Annotated in this window: 15 protein-coding genes; 9 read left to right on the top strand and 6 right to left on the bottom strand. The window is 39.6% G+C overall.

All coding sequences use genetic code 11. The features are described from left to right. Positions 1-115: 115 nt before the first annotated feature. From ACOZ9X_RS16330 to ACOZ9X_RS16320, 3 genes are read left to right on the top strand one after another with little or no spacing between them, the layout of a single operon-like run. Positions 116-868 (top strand): DeoR/GlpR family DNA-binding transcription regulator, encoded by a 753-nt coding sequence (locus ACOZ9X_RS16330; RefSeq protein ID WP_423419132.1) that lies wholly within the window; start codon positions 116-118, stop codon positions 866-868. After that, on the top strand, positions 865-1,779 hold the full coding sequence (gene pfkB / locus ACOZ9X_RS16325; RefSeq protein ID WP_423419131.1) for a 1-phosphofructokinase: 915 nt from the start codon (positions 865-867) through the stop codon (positions 1,777-1,779). Before ACOZ9X_RS16330 ends, pfkB begins: the two co-directional genes overlap by 4 nt. A gap of 15 nt (positions 1,780-1,794) precedes the next feature. Beyond that, positions 1,795-3,693: a PTS fructose transporter subunit IIABC gene (locus tag ACOZ9X_RS16320; protein WP_423419130.1), complete on the top strand. Its 1,899-nt coding sequence runs from the start codon at positions 1,795-1,797 to the stop codon at positions 3,691-3,693. A 605-nt stretch (positions 3,694-4,298) separates the two neighbouring features. Here the strand turns inward: ACOZ9X_RS16320 and ACOZ9X_RS16315 are convergent. The 3 genes from ACOZ9X_RS16315 to nhaC form a co-directional block, all read right to left on the bottom strand. Further along, complete coding sequence (locus ACOZ9X_RS16315) at positions 4,299-5,084, bottom strand: phosphatidylserine decarboxylase (protein ID WP_423419129.1); 786 nt, start codon at positions 5,082-5,084, stop codon at positions 4,299-4,301. Between the two features lie 126 nt (positions 5,085-5,210). After that, positions 5,211-5,744 carry a helix-turn-helix domain-containing protein gene (locus ACOZ9X_RS16310; protein ID WP_423419128.1) on the bottom strand — a complete coding sequence of 178 codons (534 nt, stop codon included), beginning with the start codon at positions 5,742-5,744 and terminating at the stop codon, positions 5,211-5,213. A 116-nt stretch (positions 5,745-5,860) separates the two neighbouring features. Next, positions 5,861-7,261, bottom strand: a complete 1,401-nt coding sequence (gene nhaC / locus ACOZ9X_RS16305) for a Na+/H+ antiporter NhaC (protein WP_423419127.1) — start codon at positions 7,259-7,261, stop codon at positions 5,861-5,863. A gap of 157 nt (positions 7,262-7,418) precedes the next feature. Between nhaC and ACOZ9X_RS16300 the strand changes: the two genes are divergently transcribed. Both ACOZ9X_RS16300 and ACOZ9X_RS16295 read left to right on the top strand, forming a co-directional pair. Further along, entirely contained in the window at positions 7,419-7,889 is a 471-nt protein-coding gene (locus ACOZ9X_RS16300) for an NUDIX domain-containing protein (protein WP_423419126.1), read from the top strand. A 35-nt stretch (positions 7,890-7,924) separates the two neighbouring features. Next, positions 7,925-8,092 (top strand): hypothetical protein, encoded by a 168-nt coding sequence (locus ACOZ9X_RS16295; RefSeq protein ID WP_423419125.1) that lies wholly within the window; start codon positions 7,925-7,927, stop codon positions 8,090-8,092. Positions 8,093-8,160: 68 nt separating this feature from the next. On the opposite strand, the gene treR is transcribed toward ACOZ9X_RS16295, so the two are convergent. The 3 genes from treR to treP form a co-directional block, all read right to left on the bottom strand. Then, on the bottom strand, positions 8,161-8,877 hold the full coding sequence (gene treR, locus ACOZ9X_RS16290; RefSeq protein WP_423419124.1) for a trehalose operon repressor: 717 nt from the start codon (positions 8,875-8,877) through the stop codon (positions 8,161-8,163). A gap of 25 nt (positions 8,878-8,902) precedes the next feature. Beyond that, positions 8,903-10,591 (bottom strand): alpha,alpha-phosphotrehalase, encoded by a 1,689-nt coding sequence (gene treC, locus ACOZ9X_RS16285; protein ID WP_423419123.1) that lies wholly within the window; start codon positions 10,589-10,591, stop codon positions 8,903-8,905. A gap of 80 nt (positions 10,592-10,671) precedes the next feature. Beyond that, positions 10,672-12,075, bottom strand: a complete 1,404-nt coding sequence (treP, locus tag ACOZ9X_RS16280; RefSeq protein WP_423419122.1) for a PTS system trehalose-specific EIIBC component — start codon at positions 12,073-12,075, stop codon at positions 10,672-10,674. Between the two features lie 295 nt (positions 12,076-12,370). On the opposite strand from treP, the gene pdxK reads away from it, so the two are divergent. From pdxK to ACOZ9X_RS16260, 4 genes are all read left to right on the top strand, one after another. Next, entirely contained in the window at positions 12,371-13,183 is an 813-nt protein-coding gene (gene pdxK / locus ACOZ9X_RS16275) for a pyridoxine/pyridoxal/pyridoxamine kinase (RefSeq protein ID WP_423419197.1), read from the top strand. Positions 13,184-13,628: 445 nt separating this feature from the next. Beyond that, the gene (locus tag ACOZ9X_RS16270; RefSeq protein WP_423419121.1) at positions 13,629-13,979 is read left to right on the top strand and encodes a YojF family protein; all 351 of its coding nucleotides are present in this window, start codon (positions 13,629-13,631) and stop codon (positions 13,977-13,979) included. A 13-nt stretch (positions 13,980-13,992) separates the two neighbouring features. Beyond that, complete coding sequence (gene bshB2 / locus ACOZ9X_RS16265) at positions 13,993-14,637, top strand: bacillithiol biosynthesis deacetylase BshB2 (RefSeq protein WP_144704049.1); 645 nt, start codon at positions 13,993-13,995, stop codon at positions 14,635-14,637. A gap of 205 nt (positions 14,638-14,842) precedes the next feature. Then, on the top strand, positions 14,843-15,115 hold the full coding sequence (locus ACOZ9X_RS16260) for a spore morphogenesis/germination protein YwcE (RefSeq protein ID WP_423419120.1): 273 nt from the start codon (positions 14,843-14,845) through the stop codon (positions 15,113-15,115). The last annotated feature ends 235 nt before the right edge of the window (positions 15,116-15,350 follow it).

The following is a 15,350-nucleotide window of genomic DNA, read 5'->3' as shown; positions in this document are numbered from 1 at the left end:
AATGGAATACTTTGGTTATGATTGTTTTTGATTATTTTTGGTTGTTTGTGATTGAAAAATGTAAGGGCTTACGTTACAATGATGTCAAAGATAGAGAACATTTGGAGGTGTCAGGATGCTTACACCTGAAAGACATCGTAAGATTATTGAAGTATTAGGCGAAAAGTCAGTTGTTACCATACAAGAACTCGTAGAAGCAACAGCGTCCTCTGAATCAACAATTCGCAGAGATCTAAGTCAGTTGCAGAGAGAAAAAAAGTTAAAACGCGTACATGGTGGAGCATCACTTACTCACCAAAAAAGCGAAGAACTGAGCGTTTTTGAAAAATCCGAGAGAAACGCATTAGAAAAAGAAAAAATTGCACAATTTGCTTGTGATTTAGTCGAGACTGGAGATTGCATCTATCTCGATGCAGGCACTACAACACTAAGGATGATTCCTCATCTAAAGAATAAAGAGATCACAGTTGTAACGAATGCCATCTCCCACCTTGAAGCGTTAAGTGAACACGAGATTAAAACGTACTTAATAGGCGGGCTCGTTAAATCTAAAACGAAAGCACTTGTGGGAAGCAGTGCGATAAAAAGTTTAAGTGCCTATCGTTTCGACAAGGTGTTCCTTGGAATGAACGGCATTCACATCGAAGCTGGTTTCACTACACCCGATCCGGAAGAAGCCGCAGTAAAAGGATTAGCGATCTCTCTTTCACAAAAAGCATTCATATTAGCTGATCATACGAAGTTTCATGAGACTTCGTTTTCAAAAGTAGCAGAATTAAGTGAGGCGATCATCATAACGGACGATATTGATGATGACGTCATCTATGATTTTCAAGACAAGACAGAAATAAAGGTTGTGACATCATGATTTATACTTGCACACTAAATCCGTCCATTGATTATGTAGCTCGAGTGGAGGATTTTAAAGAAGGACAGTTAAACCGTACGTCAGATACTTTTGTTTATCCCGGAGGAAAAGGAATCAACGTTTCACGAGTTCTGAAACACCTTGGGATTGAAAGTACTGCACTTGGTTTCACTGGTGGTTTTACAGGTTCTTTTATTAAAGACTTTTTAACACAAGATAACATTCAGCATGATTTTATAGAGGTTTCAGAAGTTACAAGAATTAATGTAAAGCTCAAATCTCACAAAGAAACGGAGATTAATGGTCACGGGCCTGTAATCTCTTTAGAAAATCAACAGGATTTACTTCAAAAAATCAATAAAATGAAGAAAGGTGATTTCCTTCTTCTTGCAGGAAGCATTCCTCCATCGATTTCAGATGATTTTTATGCCGATATTGCTAAGAGGTGTAAGGACAAAGGAGTTCATGTTGTCATTGATGCGGCTGGAGAAGCACTTCTTAAGACCTTAAAGTATCAGCCATTCTTGATTAAACCCAACCACCATGAACTTGGGGAACTTTTTCAAACAAACGTTCACAGTAAAGAAGATGCTATTTTTTATGGCAAAAAGCTATTGGAAGCCGGTGTACAGAATGTCATCGTTTCGATGGCTGGAGATGGAGCGATCTTTCTCAACCAAGATACCGTTCTGTTATCAAACGTACCGGTTGGAACCGTTAAAAATTCAGTAGGTGCTGGTGATTCTGTTGTAGCCGGGTTTCTTTCTCAAGTTACTCTAGAACGCGACTTCACTACCGCGTTCCAATATGGAGTTGCTGCAGGAAGTGCTACTGCTTTTTCAGAAGATCTCTGCACATTAGAACAAGTAGAATCTTTACGAAAACAAATCGTAATAGAAGAAATACGGTAATAAGGAGGAATAAAAATGAAAATTACAGATGTATTAACTAGAGATACAATCTTACTAAACTTACAGTCTCAATCAAAAGAAGACGTCATAGATGAACTGATTGAAAAACTCTATTCAGCTGGAAAACTGAATGATAAAAAAGCATATAAAGAAGCTATATTAGCAAGAGAAAACCAAAGTACGACGGGAATCGGTGAAGGAATAGCCATACCACACGCAAAAACGAATGCGGTTAGCGAACCTGCCATCGCTTTCGGTCGTTCAACAGATGGCATCGATTATGAATCCTTGGATGGCCAGAACGCACATCTTTTCTTTATGATCGCCGCTTATGAAGGCGCTAACAACGATCATTTAGCGACACTTTCCAGACTTTCTAGCTTTTTAATGGACCCTAACTTTAGAAAAAGTCTTGAATCCGCAGCAACGGAAAACGAAATTTTAGATGCGATAGATACAAAAGAAAAAGAGATGGAGAAAGAAGAAAACCCTACCTCTTCTTCTTCGAAGCAAAAAATACTAGCCGTTACAGCTTGCCCAACAGGCATTGCTCATACGTACATGGCAGCTGATGCACTAAAAGCAAAAGCGAAGGAAATAGACGTTCATTTAAAAGTTGAAACAAATGGTTCGAGCGGAATTAAAAATGCTCTTACGAAAGAGGATATTGAAGAAGCTCATGCGATTATAGTCGCTGCAGATAAACAAGTTGAGATGGAACGCTTTAACGGCAAACACGTGATTCAAGTTCCAGTAGCCCAAGGAATCCGAAAGCCTCAACAGCTCATTCAGCAAGCGTTAGATCAAGACGCTCCCGTTTATAAAAGTGACGGAGAAACATCGAATGTTGATGAAAAGAAAGCCGCTTCACCAGGAAGATCTGGGTTTTATAAACACTTGATGAGCGGTGTGTCCAACATGCTTCCCTTCGTTGTTGGTGGAGGAATCCTAATTGCCATCTCGTTTATTTTCGGGATTAATGCAGCTGATCCGAAAGATCCTTCTTATCATCCGATCGCTGAAGCGCTGAGCACGATAGGTGGCGGTAACGCGTTTGCTCTTATGATTCCTGTTTTAGCAGGTTTTATTGCGATGAGTATCGCGGACCGGCCTGGATTTGCGCCAGGTATGGTCGGAGGATTTATGGCCGCTTCGGGCGGAGCTGGTTTCCTTGGCGGACTGATCGCTGGTTTCTTAGCAGGATATTTAGTTCTCGGATTAAAAAAGTTGTTTAGCAGCTTGCCTCAATCACTAGAAGGGATCAAACCTGTTCTTCTTTATCCTTTATTCGGCATCCTTCTCACCGGGCTGATCATGATGTTCATTGTGATTGAACCCGTGAAAGCATTGAACGACGCATTAACGTTGTGGTTAAAAGGGATGGGAACTGGAAATCTTGTATTCTTAGGTTTAATTTTAGGTGGAATGATGGCTGTGGATATGGGTGGACCTATCAATAAAGCGGCTTTCACATTCGGTATTGCGATGATCGATGCAGGTAACTTCGCACCACATGCCGCCATTATGGCCGGTGGTATGGTGCCACCGCTAGGTCTCGCACTATCAACAACATTATTCAAAAAGAAATATACAAAAGCAGAGCGAGAAGCTGGGAAAACAAATTACATTATGGGAGCTTCATTTATTACAGAAGGTGCTATCCCATTCGCTGCTGCCGATCCTGGTCGTGTAATCCCTGCCGCTGTTATAGGTTCCGCTGTAGCTGGTGCGTTATCTATGGTATTCGGGATTGGACTTCCAGCTCCACATGGAGGAGCATTCGTTATTCCAATCGTGAACGGAAATCCATTGCTATATGTATTAGCGATTCTAATCGGTTCAGTCGTTACCGCTTTTATCGCTGGTATCCTGAAAAAAGAAGTTCAAGAAGACAAAAAAGAACTCGCAGCTTGATGTGAGGCAATAACTTGAAACAGAAAAAGGATAAAACTAACTCGCCATGACGAGAAGTTTTATCCTTTTTCTTATGTGATGTTTTATTAACTAAATCAATATACTCATCCTAAAACCGTTCCGTTATCAATTAGAGGTTTAGCAAAAGGTTGTTTTTATGTTTTTCTCTTCATATGCAAGTTGATTGTAGCGCAAGGTGCGAGACTCCTATGGGACGAGCGGTCAGACCGAAAAGTGGAAGTGGCTCGTTCAGCCCCGACAAGCAAAAGGTGAATGGGCTAGGAAGGCGCTTTTTGCCTTTATGACCATTTAACTTTTGACCTCGAGGGGCTAGCCACTGCAACTAGACAGGTGAGACCCTTAAGGGCGCAAAGCGGCAGTCAGAAAAAGTGGAAGTGACTCGTTCAGCCCCGACAAGCAAAAGTTGAATGGGCTGTGAAGGCGCACTTTGCCTTCTTGACCGTTTAACTTTTGACCTCGAGGGGCTAGTCACTGCAACTAGACAAGGGCTCACCGGTCGCCCCATGGAAAGCGAGCAACCTGGAGCGGAGATCAACTACTATTAGAGCTACTAAGTAAATTGAAACAGCTTTTTAGTTTGATAATTAAACTTCTCTCGGAATCCATTCACCAAGAAGCTCACCCATCTTAACCTTGCCTTTTTTCCCAGTGAACTTCAAAGCCCCTTTTGGAATACACAAAACGACAGTAGAACCAAACGAGAAATACCCAAAAGAATCTCCTCTTTTTACAACAGACTCATGATTCGTACGTTCAATCGTATTTACATTCAAAGCACCTACCATAACATGTGCAAGAGGTTGTCCACTTGCATTCATTCCAGTAACTAATCTGTAATTACGTGTTAATGGTCGAAGTCCATGACGTAATCCAAGTTCATTGACTGGGGCAGCTTCTCTTCCTAGTGTGTAAACAGACTCAACTTCAGCATCAACTGGAACATGAACTTGATGGTAATCTGTCGGACTTAAATAAAAAACAAATACTTGTCCCCCGCTGTATTTCTTCGCTTCTGATTCAGAACCTAACAATTCAGCAACCGTATATTCTTGTCCTTTTACAGTAAAACGGCTCTCTTCTGTAAGATGATCGACCACGGATAACACAGCGTCACAAGGACTAACAAATGCATGAGCTTCTGATGGAACAGGGCGAGCATCTGGTCTTAGATCACGGATGAAAACATCGTGAAGAGAATGATATTCTTTAAGCTCACGAGTCGCTTCGTTAATGTTTATTTTATATAGTTTCACGAATGAAGGAATGAAAGGTTTACTTGCTTTAGATTGTGCGAATTTTTTTAGTGAACGTGCCACAACTGGATGGCCGTTCAATTCAAAGAGATTTCGATAAAATTTGGTCATGTTCATGTTCTATCACCTAACTTTAATTTAATATGAATGTTATCATTATTGATAATGGTTTTTATGTTTGGGATTTTTTTGATATACATACAGTATAAAGCATCCAGCTAAATATATCAGCGTTTCCTCTTTTTAACTTTTCTTCTTAGGTTCAGGCACTAACATCTGAACAAGTTTAACCTTCTTTTTATGTTTTAAAGGTCTGTTTGGCACATATTTGCCGATGAGTTCTTGCATTCCCTGACTCAGTTCTTCCCACTCTTCATCATTTAGATAAAGATCCAACTGATTATAACCGAAAATATCTGTTTTAAGATCCGTGTTGCCGTTAAAGTAAGCTTCCACTTCGCCAGTTACACTGGATACAAACGTCATAAACATTTTCATATGCTCTTCTTTAGACAAATTGGCTGCCTCTTCGGCGGTTATATATGTTGAGTTTTGATTCATAGCATATGTCCGCTCTATAGCACCACGTATTTTTTTTTCTTTAACCACATAAATGATCTCATTCTTACTAAGAAGATTTAAATGTCTGTATAGTGTGGCTTGAGGAACTTCAGATACCCATTTCTTTAGTTCCACTACGGTAGCCGGACCTTTTGAGAGGTGTTGTATAATCTTCATTCGAACAGGATGCAAAATAAAATCTGCTTTGCTTTGCATGATACAGAATCATCCTTTTTTATTATTGTTATCGATAATGATAATATTTTAGCTTATATTTGTCAAAAGAAAGAGAAGCATCCTAAAAAGATGCTTCTCAAATGTTTTCTATATCATTATGCAGCTGTATGATCATTTTCTAATGAATTCGTTTTTTTTTGACCGATACTCCAACCTGTGTAAGCAAGAAGTAATGTAAACATTGGAGACAGCCATAAGAATAATGCATATGGGATATAATCGATAACCGATACACCTAGTGTTGATGCAAAGAATGCACCACTCACGCTCCAAGGAACGAGTGGGTTCACAAGTGTACCTCCATCTTCTACCGTTCTAGATAAGTTCTTTAATGGAACTCCAGATTTAATATATGCGTCCTTCAACGCCTGACCAGGTAACAAGATGGAAAGGTACATTTCGCCTGCTAGTAAATTGATTCCTATTGAAGATGCTAGGGTAGTTGCAATTAGCTTGCTCGCTTCTTGAGCTGTGTTTTTTATAGCTCCAAACAATAGATCAAACATCCCTAACGCTTGGATGACTCCACCCAATCCTAATGCAATCAGTACAAGTGAAATCGACCACATCATAGACATCAATCCACCTTTATTAACGATGGTATCTACTGTTTCATTCCCTGTCTGAGTTTGCAGACCATTTTGCATAGTATTAATAACTTTTTGCAATGTCAGGTCTGGTACTAAGAAAAAACCTACGATGATTGACACCGTTACACCAGCTAAAAGAATAGGTATGATCGGCAGTTTACGAAACGCCAAAACGAGTACAACAACTGGTGAAATTAGAGTTAATAGATGAATTGGGAACTCACTTGAAAGCACTGACTGAATCTCTTTAATTTCTTGAAGATTCGCATTGCCTCCACTTCCACCAAGTACGAAAAAGGCAATAGCAGTCAGGATGAATGCCGGAACCGTTGTCCACATCATGTGTCGAATGTGTTCAAACATATTTACGCCAACGACTCCTGGTGCAAAGTTTGTTGAGTCAGACAATGGGGACATTTTGTCGCCGAAACATGCTCCAGAGACGATAGCTCCTGCAGCTAATGCTGGATTGACTCCAAGCACGTGACTGATGCCCATCAATGCCACACCTACTGTACCAACAGTTGTAAAAGAACTTCCTGTAAAAGAAGAAACAATAACAGTAATGATAAGGGCACTTACTGCAAACCATTCAGGCTGAATGATATCCATTCCGTAAAATAATAATGTAGGAACTGTTCCACTTAACATCCAGCTTGCTATAACAAGTCCAACTGTTAAAAGAATCATGATCGGCTGCAATCCAGCTATGATACCATTATATATTCCTTTTTCTATCGTCTTCCATTGTGCTCCAAAAGCTACTCCTACTGCTCCCAACAAAATCAGGCAGGCTAACAATGGAATATGCGGTTCAACTTTTATATACACGAGACTCGTGAACATTACAGCAAAAATCATTGTAAACAATCCAAGAGCCACCGGTAATTTCATTTCTTTTTTCATGTAAATCTCTCCGTTCATCTTCTTACACTTATTTACTTAAACGCTTTTACGCGTTGAAGCGTGTTAGCAACTGTTATAATACTAACGAACTTTACAGAAGCTGTCAACATTACAGACATGGTAAATTAAAGAAAAGAACGTTATGGAAGCTGATCAGATGAATAGGATTAGAAGTTCGGTAAAAGCATTGATCATTCATGATCATCATGTTTTAACGATAAAAAAAGGAAATGAAGATGAAGCGAAATATGTTATACCAGGTGGAGGACAGGAGTTTAATGAAACTTTATCTGACGCAGTGATCAGAGAATGCTTGGAAGAGCTTGGCGTACAGGTAGAAGTTGGTCCATTGTTATGGGTTCGAGAGTTTATTAGCAAAAATCACGTTGAGAATCAAAAAGATGAGGACCGAATACATATTGTAGAGCACATATTCGAAGCTTTCTTAGAGAAGGTTCCAAAACACTTTCAGCCGCTTTCTCCAGATTCTACTCAATTAGAAATCCAGTGGCTCCCTATCGATTGGCTATCAGAATATAATTATTATCCCCGAGAGATTATTCCACTGATTCAAGAGAAAAGTCAGTCGAAAGACACTGAAATTACTTATGTTGGAGATATAAATTAGATTTTAAAAAGAAACTCTAAAAGGGGGAGTTTGTTATGTGGTGGTTGTTGCTTTTTACCGTCCTAATTTTAGTTTTTGCTTTTATCATAGATTACAGAAAAAAGAAAAGAAATGATAATCATAGCCATAGTGTCGACCCTAGCGTAAGGCAAGGTGAAGTAGGCAGCAATTGGAATAGCGGTGATGGTCCAAATGGATTATAGAAAATGAAAAAACGCAGAGGTTATTCATTTCCTCTGCGTTTTCATGTGTTTTTTACTGCTTCATATATTCATCTTCCCCGTCTTGCAAAATCGACAAATCGGAAACGATCTAGTCGGTGACGAGATTCTGTGTATTGAAAGAGGCTCGCATCTTCTAGATACACATAGTTTTTAACGACAACAATATGTTTGAAATGATCAAGATCCAACAACTCTTTATCTTCTTCCGTACAATCTTCAACGACAATTTCTTTTTTTGCAAAACTGATCTTCAAGCCTAAATCATTCTCTAAATAAGCGTAGATAGATTGTTCCGCAATTTCTCTAGTGAGTTTTGGTACGTACTTTTTTAAAAAATAATCTTTGTCCAAAATGATCGTCTCTCCGTCAAGCTGTCGGGAACGAATCACTTTCCAAGTAAGTTCTTCATGTTCTGTCTGGAGCTGCTGTTGAAGAAACTCATCCGGCTCGATCAAACCAAATTCGTGAACAGTCGTTACACTGTTCTTTCCCATAGACTCTGACAACTCTTGAAAACTTACTAGACCCGAAACAGGAAAGCTAAATTTGTTTGTCTCTAGAACGATCGATCCTCTACCACGAATTTTTTGTATGAAACCATTTTGCGATAGGAGGTTTAGAGCCTTTCTTACCGTTTCTCTCGATGTCTCGTATTGGTCTGCTAAATCATGTTCGGATGGAAGCTGCGTATTAGCTCTTATGACACCCTCTTGAATTTGTGTAGATATTTCTTGATAGATCTCTTGAAATTTATTTTTTCTCATCATATTCACCATACATAGTGTAGCATTATTTTTTTAAGTGAAAAACGACAGATTCGTAAGGTCGTAATGAGAAGGAAGAAAAATCTTCTGGTGTTTCTTCATAGTTACTAATTAATACTTCTCCTGATAGACCTGTAAGATCGATGGATTTTGGCAATGTGAAATCTGTACTCTTACCATAAAAATTATTCAAGACAAGAAGTTTTTCCCCATTATCAGCGTTTCGGATATAAGCGAAAATTTCAGGATGATCTTCAAGAATCAATTGATAATCGCCATATGTGATGACATCTAGTTCTTTTCTCAGTCTATTGAGCTTTTGATAATGATAGAAAATAGAATTTTCATCATTTACGGCTGCCTCAGCATTAATTTCTTTAAAGTTTGACGCAACTGGTATCCAAGGTTCCCCTGTAGTAAAACCAGCATTTTCACTATCATTCCATTGAACAGGTGTACGAGAATTATCACGTGATTTATGCTTTAGAATCTCTAGAACTTCCTTTTCTGTATATCCTTCTTCTTTCAATAAATTGAACATGTTTAACGACTCTACATCACGGTACTGATCAATCTTTGTGAACTTAGGGTTTGTCATCCCAAACTCTTCGCCTTGATAAATATAAGGTGTGCCCTGCATCATATGAATCGTAGTTGCAAGCATTTTTGCGGATTGTACACGGTATTCCCCATCATCACCGTAACGTGATACAATTCGCGGCTGGTCGTGGTTACACCAAAATAACGCGTTCCATCCACCACCTTTATGCATCTCCACTTGCCAAGTTGAAAGAATTTCTTTTAATTTTTGAAAATCAAAATCAGCGATACTCCATTTCTCACCGTTCGGATAATCGACTTTTAAGTGATGAAAATTGAAAGTCATGCTTAATTCGTTTCGCTCTGGATTCGTATACTTGATGCAATTGTCGATCGTTGTGGATGACATCTCACCTACTGTGAGGACATCATATTTTGAAAACACTTCCTTGTTCATCTCTTGCATAAATTCGTGCACGCGCGGTCCATCTGTATAGAATTTCCGTCCGTCTCCTGGTGCTATAGAGCCATCATCAGTAGGGAAATCTTGGTTTTTTGAAATCAGGTTAATAACATCTAAACGGAAGCCATCTACCCCTTTTTCAAACCAATAGTTCATCATCTCGTAAACTCTTTGACGAACTTCTGTGTTTTCCCAGTTCAGATCAGCTTGTGTAACATCAAATAAGTGGAGGTAGTATTGACCCGTTTCCTCATCACGTTTCCAAGCGGATCCACCAAATTTTGAAACCCAATTTGAAGGCTCCTCACCTTCGACAGAATCTTTCCAAATATAAAAATCACGATATGGATTATCTTTTGACAGTCGTGACTGTTGAAACCATTCATGCTCTGTACTTGTATGGTTCACTACGATATCCATAATGATCTTCAGATCTCTTTCGTGTGCCTCTTGAAGCAGACGATCAAAGTCTTCCATCGTTCCAAAATCTTCAAAGATTTTGTAATAGTCCCGGATGTCATATCCGTTGTCTCGTTGAGGAGAGTCATAGATTGGAGTTAGCCATAAAACGTCTACTCCTAAATCTTTTAGATAATCTAACTTCTCAATGATTCCGTCAATATCGCCTGTTCCGTTCCCAGTCGTATCATTAAAGCTCTTTGGATAAATCTGATACACAACGGAGCGTTTCCACCAAGGTTCCTTCTTCATACTTTCACCGCCAAATATATTTTAGTAATGAAAACAACCGGAAAAGAATATTGCCATTCCGGTCGTTTTGTTTAATTGTCTTACTTCGATTTTTTTACTTTTGCATAAAGGTATGTTAATACAAACGGTACGACGAGTACGATTCCCATTCCAATAAAGAATGAACCCCAGCTTCCTGGCAAGATGGAAAGGAATCCTGGAATACCGCCTACTCCAATGGATGACGCACGAACGCCGGCAACTGTAATGACAATCCCAGCGATAGCAGAACCAATCATCGCGAAGATGAACGGATAACGGAAGCGTAAGTTCACTCCAAACATCGCTGGCTCGGTGATTCCAAGATATGCTGATAATGCTGACGTTCCAGCGAGCCCTTTAAGCTTTTCATCACGTGTTGCCATAAACATCGCAAGTGCTGCAGAACCTTGTGCAATGTTTGATAGTGCAAGCATCGGCCAAAGAAAAGTACCACCTGTGTTAGAAATAAGCTGCAGGTCAACTGCTAAGAACGTATGATGCATTCCTGTAACAACGAGCAGGGAGTAGAAACCACCATAGATCAACCCGCCTAACCATGCAAAGTTATCAAAGATTGATACGAAAAAGTCCGTAATGCTATTACCGATCGTAAACGTGATCGGTCCGATAACGATAAACGCTAAAAATCCTGTTACTAATAGAGTGATTGGTGCTACCAATAATAGTTGCAAGGCATCTGGAATACGTTTTTTCAAGAATAGCTCTATTTTAGCTAAGAAGTAAGAAGCGATTAGAACCGGTAACACTTGACCTTGATAACCTACTTTTTCAATTGGTAGACCGAACAGATTCCACGTTGGAATATCCTTTGTTTTACCATAATCCCATGCGTTCAAAAGATCTGGATGGACAAGCATCAGTCCAAGAACGATACCAAGCAATGGACTTCCACCAAACTTTTTAACCGCTGACCAACCGATTAGACCAGGTAAGAACACGAAAGCCGTATTCGCGATCAAGTTGATCATTCCAGCTAGATCAGCCCAGTTCTGATGAACATCAATAAATGATTTCTTATCATAAAAAATGTCGGGGCCAGTCAGAATGTTGTTGATCCCCATCAATAGACCTGCCGTTACGATTGCAGGAAGAATCGGGATAAAAATATCTGCTAAAGCTTTTATCGCTCTTTGTAGCGGATTCAGCTTCTTACTCGCCTCATCCTTGATATCTTCTTTTGACGCCCGCCCTGTACCTGTAATATCGATGAACTCGTTGTATACCTTATCAACCGTTCCTTGCCCAATCACGACTTGATATTGACCGTTTGTAGAAAAAGAACCTTTTACAAGGTCAATGTTCTCTAAAGCCTTCTCGTCTACTTTCCCCTCGTCTTTAAGAGCAAGTCGAAGGCGTGTCACACAGTGAGTGGCTGCTGATATATTATCTTTACCGCCGAGAGCTTCGACGATTTGTTCAGCTGTTTCGCGTATTTTGCTCATTCTGTTCCCTCCTAGAAACCGTTTCCATTTCACTTGATAAAAAAAGCCATATATCTCTATACCCTTAACTATCAGTTGATGAAAACTTGTTCGCCCTTTTAATGTGTCTAAGCGTTTTCATAAAAACTATACTTGTATATACATCTTACAAAAATAATTTAACCTGTATATACAAATATGTCAATCACTTCGATTACTTGGGGAAATTTACCTTAGTCAGCTACTTTTTCTTTTCTCCTTATTTTTTGCTATAATCTGTTACATATAGAGAAACGAGAATAAAGGAGATTTTATGATGTCACCTAAAAAAGCACTTACGATTGCAGGATCAGATACAAGCGGTGGAGCTGGTATTCAAGCTGATTTAAAAACTTTTCAGGAGCTAGGCGTTTACGGTATGACGGCTCTAAATGTTGTGGTTGCCCAAGACCCACATCGTGAATGGTTTCATGAAGTATTCTTGCTTCCAAACGATCTATTCAAAGCACAATTAGAAACGGTTGTTTCTGGAATTGGTGTTGATGCATTAAAGACTGGCATGCTTGCATCCGTGGACGCTATCCAGATAACAGCAGATCTCATTGAAAAACACAATCTTCAAAACGTTGTAGTAGACCCTGTTATGGTTTGTAAAGGCGCAGAACCTCTACACCCTGAACTTGCTAGTACCCTTCAAAATGTTTTGGTACCTAAAGCGACTGTTGTAACGCCAAATCTATTCGAAGCTGCACAACTTGCTGGTATGGAACCGATCACAACAGTTGAACAGATGATGGAAGCTGCTCATAAGATTCAAGCTAATGGCGCAAAGTATGTAATCGTTAAAGGCGGCGCAAAACTTGAACACGAAAATGCCGTTGACGTTCTTTATGATGGACAAGAGTTTGAAGTTTTAGAATCTGAAAGAATTGAAACAACGTGGACGCACGGTGCAGGATGCACGTTCTCCGCAGCGATTACAGCAGAACTTGCTAAAGGAAAGCCAGTACGAGAAGCCATTCTAACGGCAAAAGATTTCATTACAGAAGCCATAGCAGCAGGGTTCGAAATCAACCAATACGTAGGACCAACATGGCATGGTGCTTACCGTGATAAATTAAGCAAATAATTTTTAGTGAAGACTGATCATCTTTGATCGGTCTTTTTTGTTGAATATAGGATTTAAGCTTTCTAATACAAATTCCTGGTACTGTCCTGTGTAAAAAGAAGCTCCTGAAGCTGAAAATCAACCTCTCTTAATATTCAGTTTTACCAAAACAAATTCTTATAAGATTTGGGCTGAATTTTCTCCCATGCCAAGGTGATTGGAGCGCAAGGTGCGAGACTCCTGCGGGACGAGCGGTCAGGTGAGACCCCTTAGGTCGCAGAGCGGCAAGGGGGCTCACCGCACGCCCCGCGGAAAGCGAAGCACCTGGAGCGGAAATCAACTACTTTCACAAACGTGCACCACAGACATGCATATCAGCTTTCTAAAATTGATAGGCATATCATACACGTTATTTACGAATTTGAATTATAATAAGTACATCTATTCAGCACTGGAGTGTGAAGGTATGCAGCTCATACAAACCAACGAAGTCCAGCAAACACTGGATCAGCTTATTGGAAAAGAACTTTATCTACATTTAGAAACAACCAATGGCGCATATGCCAATCATAATAACGAGAGTGTATTAACCGTTAACGCATATATTCGAAATGGTAAAGTAACACCTTTATCAGGAAAAATCATGGGGAACGGCCCATATCGTGTTGGCTTAAAAATTGAGCTAGGGTGGATTTATGCAGAAGGTTTAACACATTGGGAAATCGACAATGAGGGAAGATTACTGATGGCAGGTCATGATGCGGAAGGCCGCCTTGCCGTAGCTCTTCAACTGAGCTCTTCCCCATTTGATGTATAAGGAGGTTATATAAATGGATGATCATTTACTCGTGATCTTCCCCCACCCAGACGATGAAGCATTCGGGGTGTCCGGGACTATTGCTCAACATACAAAAAAGGGATTACCTGTTACTTATATCTGTTTAACGCTCGGTCAGATGGGCAGAAATATGGGAAATCCACCATTTGCTACGCGTGAATCGCTTCCACTTATTCGCCAAAAAGAGCTTAAAGATGCCTGTGACGCGGTAGGTATCCAAGATCTTCGACAGTTTGGATTACGCGATAAAACGGTAGAATTTGAAGATGAAAAATTTTTAGCTGATCAATTCTTAGCCGTTATTGATGAGGTAAAACCTACACGTCTCATCACTTTTTATCCAGGATATAGCGTACATCCTGATCATGAGGCTACTGCGAGAGCGGTTGTGCGTGCAGTAGGAAGCATGCCGGAGATGGATCGTCCCGAACTCTTATGTGTTGCTTTTGCAAAAAATTCTGAGGAAGACCTAGGAGCTCCACATGTTGTGACAGACATTTCTGATGTTTTTGAGGAAAAAATGAACTGCATCAAAGCACATCGATCTCAAACACAATGGCTAGTCGATAGCGTTGATAAAGATCCCGCTATGCTTGCTTGGGTAAAAAATGAAAGATTTTGGCGTTATCCTTTATAAAGAATGAAAGTTTAATTAACCCATAGCCTATCTAGGCTATGGGTTAATTTTTTGGGGTAAATACTTGAATTTTCAAAAAAATGTACAAATCCATGTAGCATTTTCCTGATATTGTGGTATACTAATTGTAACAAATCGTTCACAATTTAGACGCTAATTCGTCATAATTGTAAGCGTAAACAATACTTCAAGGGGTTGATTAGTAATGGATGTTTTTATGGTTTACTTATTTGTAGCGACTGCCACGCCATTATTTTTATGGAATGATAGTCGTAAGTTAGCCTTATGGCAAACGCCGTTCATCGCCCTTTTATGGACTTACGTTGTGTTATTCATGGCTAATGATAGCTTAAGCTTATTCGTACACAGTTTCTTCATCACCGTATTCATCGCAAATGTTGTTTTTGCTCATTATGCAGCATACATCGTATGGGGCCGTCCATATTTGGCGAAACGAAAGATGGAAAAAGCAAAATAATAAATTAAACTTTCATCCCCTCTATTATAAGAGGGGTTTTTGCATTTATTGGAATTTTTCCTCATTCGAATTTTCTGATATACACTTCCATATCACATCCTCACACCCCCTCATCTCCTATGACCTAAATATCCCGCTTTTCTTCTGTTTTCTTCTCTTTTTGCTTGTTTTCTGCACTATCTCACCATTACCTGTTGTGTTTAAATCTCACCATGTTATACTCGTTACCGTTGAA

This window comes from Fictibacillus nanhaiensis (assembly GCF_049537595.1).
Taxonomy (GTDB): Bacteria; Bacillota; Bacilli; order Bacillales; family Fictibacillaceae; genus Fictibacillus; species Fictibacillus nanhaiensis_F.
The sequence above is the reverse complement of the archived record's forward strand: the minus strand, read 5'-3'. Positions and strand labels throughout refer to the sequence as shown.